The organism is Pseudoalteromonas sp. BSi20495, assembly GCF_000241185.1.
GTDB lineage: Bacteria > Pseudomonadota > Gammaproteobacteria > Enterobacterales > Alteromonadaceae > Pseudoalteromonas > Pseudoalteromonas fuliginea.
The window spans coordinates 12,069-24,118 of record NZ_BADY01000085.1 but is presented as its reverse complement, the minus strand read 5'-3'; the positions used below and the strand labels follow the sequence as shown (position 1 = coordinate 24,118).

Annotated in this window: 12 protein-coding genes; 10 read left to right on the top strand and 2 right to left on the bottom strand. The window is 37.1% G+C overall.

Features of this window, described 5'->3' with window-relative positions; all coding sequences use genetic code 11:
• From coaE to yacG, 3 genes are all read left to right on the top strand, one after another.
• Window positions 1-648 (top strand): dephospho-CoA kinase, encoded by a 648-nt coding sequence (coaE, locus tag P20495_RS08325; RefSeq protein ID WP_008136803.1) that lies wholly within the window; start codon window positions 1-3, stop codon window positions 646-648.
• Window positions 649-926: 278 nt separating this feature from the next.
• The gene (gene pilB, locus P20495_RS08330; protein ID WP_008136802.1) at window positions 927-2,603 is read left to right on the top strand and encodes a type IV-A pilus assembly ATPase PilB; all 1,677 of its coding nucleotides are present in this window, start codon (window positions 927-929) and stop codon (window positions 2,601-2,603) included.
• 114 nt (window positions 2,604-2,717) lie between these two features.
• The gene (gene yacG, locus P20495_RS08335) at window positions 2,718-2,948 is read left to right on the top strand and encodes a DNA gyrase inhibitor YacG (protein WP_007376049.1); all 231 of its coding nucleotides are present in this window, start codon (window positions 2,718-2,720) and stop codon (window positions 2,946-2,948) included.
• Window positions 2,949-3,183: 235 nt separating this feature from the next.
• Here the strand turns inward: yacG and P20495_RS08340 are convergent, their stop codons facing one another.
• Window positions 3,184-3,672: a periplasmic heavy metal sensor gene (locus tag P20495_RS08340; protein ID WP_008136801.1), complete on the bottom strand. Its 489-nt coding sequence runs from the start codon at window positions 3,670-3,672 to the stop codon at window positions 3,184-3,186.
• A 189-nt stretch (window positions 3,673-3,861) separates the two neighbouring features.
• Here P20495_RS08340 and P20495_RS08345 point away from each other — a divergent pair, with 189 nt between their 5' ends.
• From P20495_RS08345 to P20495_RS08355, 3 genes are read left to right on the top strand one after another with little or no spacing between them, the layout of a single operon-like run.
• A complete protein-coding gene (locus P20495_RS08345; protein WP_008136799.1) occupies window positions 3,862-4,551 on the top strand; it encodes a response regulator in 690 nt (229 codons plus the stop codon).
• Complete coding sequence (locus P20495_RS08350; RefSeq protein WP_007376046.1) at window positions 4,529-5,944, top strand: ATP-binding protein; 1,416 nt, start codon at window positions 4,529-4,531, stop codon at window positions 5,942-5,944. Before P20495_RS08345 ends, P20495_RS08350 begins: the two co-directional genes overlap by 23 nt.
• 3 nt (window positions 5,945-5,947) lie before the next feature.
• Window positions 5,948-6,895 (top strand): alpha/beta fold hydrolase, encoded by a 948-nt coding sequence (locus tag P20495_RS08355; protein ID WP_008136796.1) that lies wholly within the window; start codon window positions 5,948-5,950, stop codon window positions 6,893-6,895.
• A 103-nt stretch (window positions 6,896-6,998) separates the two neighbouring features.
• Here the strand turns inward: P20495_RS08355 and P20495_RS08360 are convergent, their stop codons facing one another.
• Window positions 6,999-7,841, bottom strand: coding sequence for a cation diffusion facilitator family transporter (locus P20495_RS08360; protein WP_081824583.1), 843 nt, complete (start codon window positions 7,839-7,841; stop codon window positions 6,999-7,001).
• 159 nt (window positions 7,842-8,000) lie between these two features.
• On the opposite strand from P20495_RS08360, the gene trmL reads away from it, so the two are divergent.
• From trmL to P20495_RS08380, 4 genes are all read left to right on the top strand, one after another.
• Window positions 8,001-8,465, top strand: a complete 465-nt coding sequence (trmL, locus tag P20495_RS08365; protein WP_007376043.1) for a tRNA (uridine(34)/cytosine(34)/5-carboxymethylaminomethyluridine(34)-2'-O)-methyltransferase TrmL — start codon at window positions 8,001-8,003, stop codon at window positions 8,463-8,465.
• A gap of 478 nt (window positions 8,466-8,943) precedes the next feature.
• The gene (locus tag P20495_RS08370) at window positions 8,944-9,618 is read left to right on the top strand and encodes a TorF family putative porin (RefSeq protein ID WP_008136793.1); all 675 of its coding nucleotides are present in this window, start codon (window positions 8,944-8,946) and stop codon (window positions 9,616-9,618) included.
• Window positions 9,619-9,628: 10 nt separating this feature from the next.
• Window positions 9,629-10,354: an ABC transporter substrate-binding protein gene (locus tag P20495_RS08375; RefSeq protein ID WP_007376041.1), complete on the top strand. Its 726-nt coding sequence runs from the start codon at window positions 9,629-9,631 to the stop codon at window positions 10,352-10,354.
• Between the two features lie 198 nt (window positions 10,355-10,552).
• Entirely contained in the window at window positions 10,553-12,040 is a 1,488-nt protein-coding gene (locus tag P20495_RS08380) for a methyl-accepting chemotaxis protein (protein WP_008136791.1), read from the top strand.
• Window positions 12,041-12,050: the final 10 nt, after the last annotated feature.

The window sequence follows — 12,050 nt, the reverse complement described above, 5'->3', positions numbered from 1 at the left end:
ATGAGTGAGCAAACAATTAAACTCTCTAGCAATAAAAAAAACAATTGGGTTTTGGGTTTAACAGGTGGTATTGGCTGCGGAAAAACAGCAGTTAGTGACATGTTTGAGAAACTTGATATAACCATTGTTGATGCGGATATTATTGCTCGCCAAGTAGTTGAGCCCAAGAGCTGCGGTTTAAATGCAATAATAACGCACTTTGGCAATACGTTATTACTTAGCGATGACACGCTAAACAGAAGCGCCTTACGAGAGCGCATTTTTACTAACGATGCTGATAAACAATGGCTAAATAACTTGCTGCATCCTCTTATTCGCAAAAAAATAGTCGCTGATTTAAATGCCGCTAATAGTGCTTACGTGGTTTTAGTTGCCCCGTTATTATTTGAAAATGGTCTCGATAAGTACTGTAACCGAACCCTACTCATTGACGTGCCTAAAAATGTCCAAGTCGAGCGCACACTTAAGCGTGATAATGTGAGCCTTGAACAAGTAAATAGTATTATTGCAACACAAATGTCTCGTGAAAATAAACGTAAAAAAGCAGATGATATTTTAAATAATGATAGGGATTTAGCGTTAGTCAAATTATCACTTCGGTCTCTACATACTCGTTATATGCAATTAGCATTAAAAAATGCGAGTTAGATAACCCGAACTCTGGATAATAAATCTATCTTAAGCTGTTACTTTCAGCGCTAACTGCGTTGAAATATCTAGCTAGAGAAAACTAAATTTAAATATTATTATGGTTCAATATGTTAGTAAATCCCTTAATCAGAGTTCAGGTTAAGTAATTTAAAACAATAAGATAATTAATAAAACAATATTTAGTTAGCAAAACTAGTCCATCTGATGAAGAGTAATATAATCTCCTTGTTTTTTCTGATAAATTGCTAATCATTAACGAATTAAGCAGGTGCGCAATGAATATTAACTCACCGTTACTAAGAAAATTTATTACCCTTGGCCGTATTGATGCAGATACCGTTAAAGTAAAACAACGAGATTTTGCCTCAACCGCCGAGCTTATTGCCAAATGTGGAAACATCGATAGCAAAGACTTAGCTGAGCAATGTATTGATTTATTTCGCGTACCTTATTTCGATTTAAAAGACTTTGAACCTGCAAGGATCCCAGCAGAACTTGTAAAAGAAAAGTTGATCCGTAAACACCATATTTTACCCTTGGTGCAAAAAGGTAGAAAAGTATACATAGCCGCGTCTGATCCGACCGATTATGGTGCGTTTGAAAACTATGAATTTAGTACCGGCTTATCCTGTGAAATAGTAGTAGTTGACTACATTGAACTTGATAAAAAAATTGACCAATTGCTTGATGCAACTGGTAGCTTAAATTTAAGTGATGACGAATTTAAAGAATTTGCTGACTTAGATAGTGAAAACACTAAAGAAGCCACCCCAAAAGATGATGAAAAAGATGATGCACCTATCATTGTTTACATCAATAAAATCCTAATGGATGCCATTAAAAAAGGGGCCTCTGATTTACACTTTGAACCTTATGAGCATAAGTATCGCATCCGTTTTCGTATTGATGGTATTTTACATGAGGTAGCCAGCCCACCTAATACCTTAGCAACAAAACTTTCTGCACGAATAAAAGTAATGTCACGCCTAGATATTGCCGAAAAACGTAAACCACAAGATGGTCGTATAAAGCTAAAAATTACTGAACGTAAAAGTATCGATTTTCGTGTAAGTACAATGCCGACCCTGTGGGGGGAAAAAATAGTAATGCGTATTCTTGATTCATCAAGCGCAATGCTAGGTATTGATGTATTAGGCTACGAGCCGGAGCAGAAAAAACTCTATATGGATGCGCTTGCTCAGCCTCAAGGGATGATTTTAGTTACAGGACCAACGGGCTCGGGTAAAACAGTATCACTTTACACTGGTTTAAATATACTTAATCAACCAGAGCGTAATATTAGTACCGCAGAAGATCCTGTCGAAATTAATCTCGAAGGTATAAACCAAGTGCAAATTAATATTAAAGCCGATATGACCTTTGCAAATGCATTACGTGCATTTTTACGCCAAGATCCTGATGTCGTCATGGTAGGTGAAATACGTGACCTCGAAACAGCTGAAATATCAATAAAAGCGGCGCAAACAGGTCACTTAGTACTATCAACTCTGCATACTAATTCAGCACCTGAAACGATAACTCGGTTATTAAATATGGGCGTACCAGCTTATAACGTAGCAAGTTCAATTAGTTTGATTATAGCCCAGCGCTTGGCTCGACGTTTATGCCCTAAATGTAAAACACCGGAAATATTACCAAACGAAGAACTTACCCGCCAAGGTTTTAGCGAGCAACAAATTAGTGAAATGACCCTCTATGCACCAAAAGGATGTGATAGTTGCACTGATGGTTATAAAGGTCGTGTCGGTATTTATGAAGTAATGCAAATAACACCAGAGATAGCACAAATTATAATGCGTGGCGGTAATTCATTAGAAATAGCAGAAGTATCACTTAAAGCAGGATTTAATAACTTGCGATTATCAGGTCTTCGTAAAGCGGCTGATGGAATGACCTCTCTTGCTGAAATTAATCGAGTAACAAGTTTTTAAAGGTCCATAGTAAAAGCGACAAGGTTCTGAACACTAAATTCAGAGCCTTACTTATACCTAGAGACTCATATCTAAGTAATGTAAAATGCAAAAAAAGATTGTAGAGAGTAAATTATGCCTACTATTGTAAACTGCCCAACCTGTAAAGCTAAAGTTGAGTGGTCAGAACAGAGCCCACATCGGCCTTTTTGTTCTAAACGCTGCCAACTAATTGATCTTGGTGAGTGGTCGTTTGAAAATAATAAAATTTCAGCGCCAATTACATCAGCACAAGAGTTTAGCCAAGATATGATTGAAGATATTGAAGCTATGATGGCCAAAAATGAAGATGACTTTTTTAAATAATTTATCTCCATAATGCCCTAATACCAATCCGCAATAATACTTAATCAATTTGAGGGGTTAAATCAGACGTTAACTACGTTAAAAATTTCTGATATAGAACAACTAAATAACGAAATTTTTGCCTTGTTATCGACACGATTTTCTTCCCTCAAAATAGATCACTTAATTAAGCGAATTGGTATAAAAGCAAAAACCAGCATTACGCTGGTTTTTTAGTATTTACAAAAAAGTAAAATTAACTTTTTTGTTTACGGTGCTTTTTATTCATACGCTTTTGCATTTTAGCAAATTTCTCTTTTTGCTCAGCGTTAAGTACTTGCATTACTTGGTGCTGCGTTTTTAGTTTAATTAAACCAAATTGTTCACCCTTTTCATGGCGTTCATTTAATAACTCTTTAGCTGCATTTTCATCAAATGTTGCAGCCGAAAGTAACGCATCCATTTTTGCTTTATGCGCTTCACGCATCGCTTTACGAGCTTCTTTATCGTCGCTACGTAATGCTTTCATTTGTGTTTTTTGCGCTGCAAAAATAGCTTTTAGCTTAGTTTGCTGCTCATCTGTTAGGCTTAATTTTTCAACGCCGCGCTCAGAAAGTAAAAAACGAGCTTGAGAATGACCTTGTTTATGCCCGTCAGCTTTAGCCATAACACTACCGGCACCAAGTGTTGCTGTTGCCAGGCCAAAAACAAGTACTAATTTAGAAAGTGTATTTAATTTAGTCATAATCATTACCTTAATTATTTGGTTTAACTATTGGTTCAATTTGTGTGGTTGCGACTGCTTAATCAACTAAGTTAACTATACCTAACTCAATGCAAAGTAACGCAAAGCAGTGTAAAGGTTGTGTAAAGATTCACTTTTGCACAATTTAGTGGGTAAAATAACGCCATAAGCAACTCTAAGGGTTTGTAAATGAAACTATTAATGATTGACGACGATACCGGCCTTTGTGAGCTATTAAGTGAATATTTAACTGCCCAAGGTTTTGAAATACAAAGCGTACATGACGGTGAACAAGGTCTTAAGCTCGCGCAAGTAAACGATTATGCGTTAATACTACTTGATGTGATGCTACCAACTCTAGATGGCTTTGAAGTACTCAAGCAACTTAGACAAACAAAATTAACGCCGGTAATCATGCTTACAGCAAAAGGGGAAGATTTCGATCGTATTTTCGGATTAGAACTTGGCGCAGACGACTATATCCCTAAACCATTTAACCACCGTGAGTTACTTGCGCGTGTTAAAGCGATTACACGCCGTATAGAACATATTAATAGCTTTAACATTACTACCAGTAATAAGTTACAGGTTAATGGGATCACTGTTAATTTAGCCGCTCGAGAAGCATCTGTTAATGATCATGCACTTACATTAACAGGCACCGAATACGAAATACTAGCCCTTTTAAGCAAAAATGCAGGCGAAGTAGTCAGTAAAGAACTCATAAGTGAAGAGGTACTTGGCCGTCGCTTAGCTTCCTTCGATCGCTCTATTGATATGCATGTAAGCAATATCCGTAAAAAAATAGCTGAGCATATTTCAGGCGAGCGAATCAAAACAATGCGAGGAACAGGTTATGTCTTTATCCAAGGAGAATAAAGTAGGCTCTTTGTCTTGGCTTAAACATCCTGGGCATTACTTATTCTTTAAAATATTTATATGGTTTTGGCTAACTATAATAGGCACGATTACAGCACTGGTTTTCTTAAGCAACATTACGGCAATCAACGCCGTTAGTAACGAGCCATTACACGGTCCGATGGAAAAAAACTTACTCTATACAGCCAAAAGTATAGAACGCTCTGTTGTAAAACATAAGCGGACACTGAGTGATATGTTGTCTCACCCACGCTTATCTAAACGTAAGTTATTATATTTAAGTGCTGAGCAACAAGAAGACTCATTAACAAATAAAGAAGTCCCGAATGACGTTGATTTGAGCCTACTTAATTTTACTAAGACAATGTCACCGCAAATTATTTTTACTGAAAAGTATCAAGCATTTGGCCCTATTCAAATTACAGTACCCTCGGGCAACTTTTACTTGTATGAAATAGACATAAATCATCAGCCACCTTTGTTCCTTCGCTTAAAGCTTATGCCTGGATGGATGAAAGTTTCTATCGCCATCATCGCATCTCTAATTTTAAGCTTTTTATTTAGTCGTAACTTAATTGCCCCTATAAATAGCCTAAAAAAAGCAGCTGTTAAATTATCTGGTGGTGATTTAAGTGCTCGAGCGGCCATTTCAGTAAGCAGAAAAGATGAACTCGGTATACTCGGTCGTGATTTTAACAGCATGGCTAATCAATTAGAGCAATTAATTAGCTCGCAAAAACGCTTACTTGCAGATATATCACATGAGTTACGCTCACCTCTTACCCGCTTAAAAATGGCAACGGGCCTTGCTCAAATGCAAGCAAATGAAGCGAGTCAGTCCTATTTACTGCGCATAGAAAAAGAAGCGAATCAACTAGACAAAATGATTGCTGATGTACTGCAAGTGTCTCGTTTAGAGGCGAAAAGTCAGGCACTTTCACTTCAACAACAATCATTGCAAATTATAATTGACCATGTGCTTAACGACGCACAATTTGAAGCAAAACAAAACAACAAGCAATTACAGATTATGGGAAGTGCAGACATTAGTGTTAACTGTGATGAAACACTAATTGCCAGCGCACTTGAAAATTTACTACGCAATGCGATTAAATACGCCAATAGCACTATTAGCATTACTCTAAAGCATACTGATGCCATTTATATAGAAATATGTGATGATGGACCTGGAGTCCCTAATAACCAACTTAATAAGCTCTGTGAACCATTTTTTAGACAGTCAGATGCGCGAGACCGAGTTAGCGGCGGTACGGGGTTAGGCTTGGCAATTGCCAAGAATGCAATTACTGCACATGGTGGCAACTTAGTATTATCGAATAAAGAACAAGGCGGCTTATGTGCAAATATAACGTTGCCAATAATTAAAGAGTAAACAATGTTTTATAGTAGTGAGAACGAGCTTAAAAGTAACCAACCGGCCATTAGTAACTTTTATGATAATACACTGACAAAATCTTATTTAAATACACCTTATGGACAACTTTTTTACGCTTACGCTATCCCAAAAAATCCACACATTGCGATTGTTATTAGCTCAGGTCGTATAGAGGGCTTAGAAAAATATAAAGAGTTACTATGGGAACTTTATAATAATAATTATGCGGTGTTTATAATTGATCATCAAGGCCAAGGTCGTTCTTACAGGCATTTAAAAAACAAGCACAAAGGCTACGTAAAGCGCTTTGAAGATTATGCCGCCGACCTTCATTTATTTAATAAAGAAGTTGTAGATAATTATTGGCAAGGTAAAAAGGTATTAGTCAGTCACTCAATGGGGGGGGCTATTGCATTTGATTATCTTGCACATTTTGAACACGCTTTTAGTGGCGCGTTTTTATCTGCGCCAATGCTCGACATTTACACCAAAGGCACACCAAAACCTTTAGCTAAATTAGTCGCAAGTACTGCAACATTACTTGGCTTTCAATACAGCTATGCGCTCGGGCAAACAGATTATACGCCTGATGAGTTTGCTATAAATACCTTAACTAGTAGCCCAATACGTTACGAACTATTTAGGAAAGCCTATAAACAAGAGCCTAAATTACAACTTGGTGGTGTGACTTATGGTTGGCTACACACTACTTTTGCATTTATTTCATCCGTGAATAAATTAACGGTTAATATTCCACTTTATATTGCCAGTGCTCAAAATGATGAAATAGTTGATAACAGTGCGCAATATAAACTGGCAAACAGGCACGAAAATACAATACTTGAGAGCTTTGCCGACGCTAAACACGAACTATTTTTTGAGCGCGATGAAATACGCCAACCACTGCTTAAAAGCTTATATCAGTTTTGTGAATCTGTGACGATTTAATAGCTAATTGTGTTAAATTTTATTGTAATAGTGCAATTTAATTCGTTAAATTGCTCAAAGATTTATACAGGTTGGCATTACAAATCAATATGCTAAAAATCGCTTAATCCGAGTTTAAGTTAAGCACCGACAATGGATCGAGGTGGATCAGAATATCGACCTCAGATTCAAACTCTTTGGTTATCAATACTTCTACTTCATCAGCCACGTTATGCGCACGAATCAAACTTAAATTGTCATCAAGCTCTAAATGCATTTGAATAAATTTTATCTTACCGCCTTGGCGAGTACGAATGCCATGTACGCCATGTACATCAGCATGTGCTTTAGCTATTTCAAATATGCTTTGCTTTTCGTCATCTGGCAGCTCTTTATCCATTAAGTGATCGGCACTATCTCTGGCTATTTCCCAACTGTTATAAAGTAAGTAACCCGCTACCCCAATAGCAAAAACAGGATCGGCATACAATACGCCATAGTATGCTAATAAAATAGCAAGCAACACGGCGGCATTTAAAATCAAGTCGCCTTTGTAATGTACTGAATCAGCTTTTATTGCGATTGAATCGGTGTACTTAATCACTTTATTTTGTACAAATACAATAACCAAGGTACACGCAATAGCAAAAATGCTAACCCACACGCCTAATAAAGAATGACTGAGCTGTATTGGGTTAAATAATCGCTCAATACCATGAAATGCCAGTAAACAGCCTGAACCTGCAATAAAAGCGGCTTGCCCAAGCCCTGCTATAGCTTCAGCTTTGCCGTGACCAAATCGGTGATCATCATCAGCTGGGCGCAGCGCATAACCTAAAACTAAAAAGCTCATTGCAGTAGCCGTTATATCCATTAACGAATCGGTTAGTGAGCCAAGCATTGATGCTGAACCCGATGCAAGCCACGCCCACGTTTTTGCAGTAATCATTAAACTAACCATTATCATGGTAACAATACTAGAAGTTTTAACCCAAAATTCGTAACTGCGGTTGTGCACGTTTTTATCCGTTAATAGGTGTATTCAATACAGTGAGTATATCATTTTTTTAAAAGGTTTCGTGTATACTGAAAATCGTTAAACTACTGATCATTTAAAAGGCTTATTATGCTGGATATCGTTTTATACCAACCTGAAATTCCTCCTAACACTGGTAATATTATTCGTCTGTGCGCAAACACAGGCTATTCACTGCATTTAATTGAGCCCTTGGGTTTTGAATGGGATGATAAACGTGTAAAACGTGCGGGCCTTGATTACCATGAATTCAGCCATGTTCAACGTCACGCTTCATTTGAGGCATACCTAGAAAAATGTAAGCCTAAAAAAGTATATGCATGTACTACTAAAGGTAGCCAGTTTCATCATCAAGCAAGTTACGAAGCTGGCGATTGCCTTGTATTTGGCCCAGAAACCCGTGGCCTTCCTGATGATATGATCCAAGCCCTACCAAATGAACAACGTGTTCGTATTCCTATGCAAGCTAATAGTCGTAGTATGAACTTGTCAAACGCCGTGGCTGTATTTGTTTATGAATCTTGGCGTCAATTGGGTTTCCCTAACGCACAATAACTAATGCACTTACTAATATTGTAAGCCAAGATATGGCTCTTAGTTTAAATGAGCTCTAAATCAAAGCCCTTGGCTACACTATTAGCTAATGTATGCAGTTATCAGAAAATACATACAAACTTAAAATGTTGGACTACAAAATTACAGCCCAGGAATAAAAGCAACAACCTATCTTCGGCTGCGTATTATCTAACCTGAATTTACTTACAATAGGCCCATTATTGGCGTGTAAATTCACCTTGCTTTCACTGCAAATCCCTTGCTAGAGAAAAATAAATTAAAATATCATTATTGTTCAATATATTAGTAAATCCCTTAACCGGAATTCAGGTTATCTGTATGCATCTCATTTAAACCGCCCCAAAGTAAAGACTATCCTGTATCAAATTAACATTCATTTTTTACTATATAGTTCTCATAATCATAATTATTGAACTAAGCTCAATGTCATACAATTATTTAATTACATTGAAACTCTATGAAAAAAATATTTCTTTGCTCACTTATTTTATGCTCTACATCGAGTATTGCTGCTACATCAGCGACAGTTACCTTAGCATCTGATTACTTATTCAATGGTGTAAGTCAAACTCAAGAAGACCCGGCTTTACAAGCAAGTTTTGATTGGGCCGGAAACTCGGGGTTGTATGCCGGAATTTGGGGCTCTAATGTCGACTTTGGTGAAGGCACTGATATAGAAGCCGATGGCTACATTGGCTATTACACAAGCTTAACAGACTCGATTAATCTAGATATTGGTATTGCGCAATATACTTACCATGGTGAAGATTTTAGCTCCGATTATAACTACGCTGAAACTTACGCCAAATTCAATTATGGCAACACGAACCTTAACTTTTGGTACGCATGGGATTACTTTGCTACAGGGGCTGGGCATAGCATCATTATGCTGACGCACAACGTTCCGATTAATGACGTTTTTTCAATTGATATAGGCGCCGATTACTCTATGAGTTTCGACGATGACAAGTGGGAATGGGAGCCTGGTGATGATAATTATATGCATTGGCGTATAACTGCAAACTATACTTGGAATGAGTGGAATTTTACTGCTGGTTATGAAGACACAGATTTAGAAACGTACGGTGATGCAACTTTACTAGCAACCGTTTCAAGAACATTTAACTTCTAAGGGTTTATAAATGAAAACCACATTATTCTTTCTTTTACTTACTTTTTCTAATTTTATAGCTGCTGAAACAGTTTATTTAACATCCTTGGCTTGGCCTCCTTATTCAGATAAATCATTAGAACAACAAGGAGCATCAGTCGCAGTCGCAAAAGCAGCATTTAAGGCCGAAGGACATGAGCTTATCGTAGATTTTTATCCTTGGTCACGTGCCGTTAACTCTGCTTCACAAGCAAATTCTAAGTATGTCGGCTACTTTCCAGAATATATGCATGAAACATCGGATTTTGTTTTTTCTGATGCAACAGGGACTGGACCTCTGGGGCTGCTACAAAATAACGCTAAACCAATTGCCTATTCATCGGTGGGAGACCTTAAAGGTAAACGTATTGGTGTTGTACAAGACTATGTTAATACAAAAGAACTTGATGACATGATTGCCTCTGGCACAATTAAAGGAGACGCAGCTCCTTCTGATGTATTAAATATTAAAAAAGTAGCTGCGGGGCGAATTGATGCTGCAGTAATAGACGCAAACGTACTTAAGTACTTACTGGATACCGATAAATCGCTATCAGCACTAAAAAATAAGGTAGCAATGAACACAACATTATTAGAAGATAAAAAACTATACATTGCCTTTAGAAATGATACTGAAGGGCAAAAATGGCAGAAAATCTATAATCAGGGGCTTACAAAAATAGATGTAAACACCATTATGGCAAATTATCTTAAGTAATTTGGACTTTGAATAGTAAATATATCCCAAGCAACTATTTTCAACATTAACCTCGTTGAATTTAGTTGCAACGAGCCAGCTATTAACGCGTAAATTCGCTTTGCTCTCCTAAAATACCTGGACAGAAAAATAAATGAACTATCGTTCAAAACGTTATCAACAACTTTAACCAGAGTTCCGATTAAGTAAGGAGATATTTTGACTCGTTCAATTCTATTTAGGCTGGTTATTACTACATTAAGCGCTATGGTTTTTGTTTTACTTTGCTTTGGTGTTTATGATTACACCGCACAAAGCAATCAATTAAAGCTAAAGCTTGATACTGAAATCAATCTTGCAAAAGAGCGTATTGGACTGTCACTACCCAATGCGATGTGGAACTTCCAAGATGAATTAGCCAAAAAGCTAATAAATGCCGAAGTTGCATCCCAAAATATATCCAAAATAGTAGTATACGATACGAATGGAGAGGTATTCGTTGAAACAGATGGTGCAGAAACACCATCAATGACACAAACTGAGTTATTCTACGATGATGCAGGAACGCAAAATAAAGTAGGCAAAATTAATCTTTATATTGAGTTTAGTCATATTGAGGCTGTGCTACTTGAACTGGCTATTTTTTCGGTTATAGAAATATTACTACTCGTCACTATTTTAGCTGGAGTTTTAATCTATATTTTCAAAAAATTAGTTGCTCAACCATTATCTGAAGTGGCTGAAAAAATGGCAACCATTGCCAATGGCGATGGTGATTTAACACAAGAGATAATTGTTCGTCGCAACGACGAAATAGGCCAACTCGCGGCTTCATTCAACCAATTTGAACACAAAATTGCTGAGCTTATTAACGGTGTGAAACTATCAGTAGAGGATTCCTTTAACGTTGCTGGGAGTATTTCTAATGTTAGCTGCGAAGGTGTTCACTATTTAACAGAACAACAATCAGAAACAGACCAGATAGCAACTGCAATTACGCAAATGGCATCGTCTGCGGTAGAAATTGAAAATAATGCCAAATTAACGCTAAGCTCCGCCGAAACAGCAAATATAGATGCAAAAAAAGTTCATGATGCATTCCTAAGCTCTATAAATTCAATAGAGAACTTGGTGGGACAATTAGATGAAGCATCAACGGTAATTGCTAGTCTTGAAAATAGCGTGCAAGATATTGTATCTATGCTGGATGTTATTCAAGCGATAGCTGAACAAACCAATTTGCTAGCATTAAATGCCGCTATTGAAGCAGCCAGAGCTGGTGAGCAAGGCCGTGGATTTGCTGTTGTTGCTGATGAAGTACGCTCTTTAGCAAGTAGAACACAAACGAGTACAGCTGAAATTCATGAAACAATTAACAAATTACAACAAGGCTCACAATCTGCTGTTAATGTTATGGGCTTAAGTAAAAGTATGAGTCAAGAAAGCATGAGTGCTGCAAATGCAGCCAGTGAATTAATAGAAAATATATCTGAAGTAATAGAATCTATTACACATATGTCGAGTCACATCTCTAGTGCTGTATCAGAGCAGAGCACTGTTGCTGAAGATCTAAGTAAAAATATCAATGAAGTTGTCAGTGCTGGTCAAAACAGCATGGGGAAAATTGAACAAGTTCAAACATATTCAGAAGATATGAAAACACTCGCTCTTAAACTGAAAAAATCAGTAACTGTTTTTAAAACGTAAAGAAAATAAG

Coding starts and splice junctions, on each gene's coding strand:
- P20495_RS08375 (WP_007376041.1), top strand. CDS start 9,629: ATGAAAACCACATTATTCTTTCTTTTACTTACTTTTTCTAATTTTATA.
- P20495_RS08350 (WP_007376046.1), top strand. CDS start 4,529: ATGTCTTTATCCAAGGAGAATAAAGTAGGCTCTTTGTCTTGGCTTAAA.
- P20495_RS08370 (WP_008136793.1), top strand. CDS start 8,944: ATGAAAAAAATATTTCTTTGCTCACTTATTTTATGCTCTACATCGAGT.
- yacG (WP_007376049.1), top strand. CDS start 2,718: ATGCCTACTATTGTAAACTGCCCAACCTGTAAAGCTAAAGTTGAGTGG.
- trmL (WP_007376043.1), top strand. CDS start 8,001: ATGCTGGATATCGTTTTATACCAACCTGAAATTCCTCCTAACACTGGT.
- P20495_RS08340 (WP_008136801.1), bottom strand. CDS start 3,672: ATGACTAAATTAAATACACTTTCTAAATTAGTACTTGTTTTTGGCCTG.
- P20495_RS08360 (WP_081824583.1), bottom strand. CDS start 7,841: ATGATAATGGTTAGTTTAATGATTACTGCAAAAACGTGGGCGTGGCTT.
- pilB (WP_008136802.1), top strand. CDS start 927: ATGAATATTAACTCACCGTTACTAAGAAAATTTATTACCCTTGGCCGT.
- P20495_RS08345 (WP_008136799.1), top strand. CDS start 3,862: ATGAAACTATTAATGATTGACGACGATACCGGCCTTTGTGAGCTATTA.
- P20495_RS08355 (WP_008136796.1), top strand. CDS start 5,948: ATGTTTTATAGTAGTGAGAACGAGCTTAAAAGTAACCAACCGGCCATT.
- coaE (WP_008136803.1), top strand. CDS start 1: ATGAGTGAGCAAACAATTAAACTCTCTAGCAATAAAAAAAACAATTGG.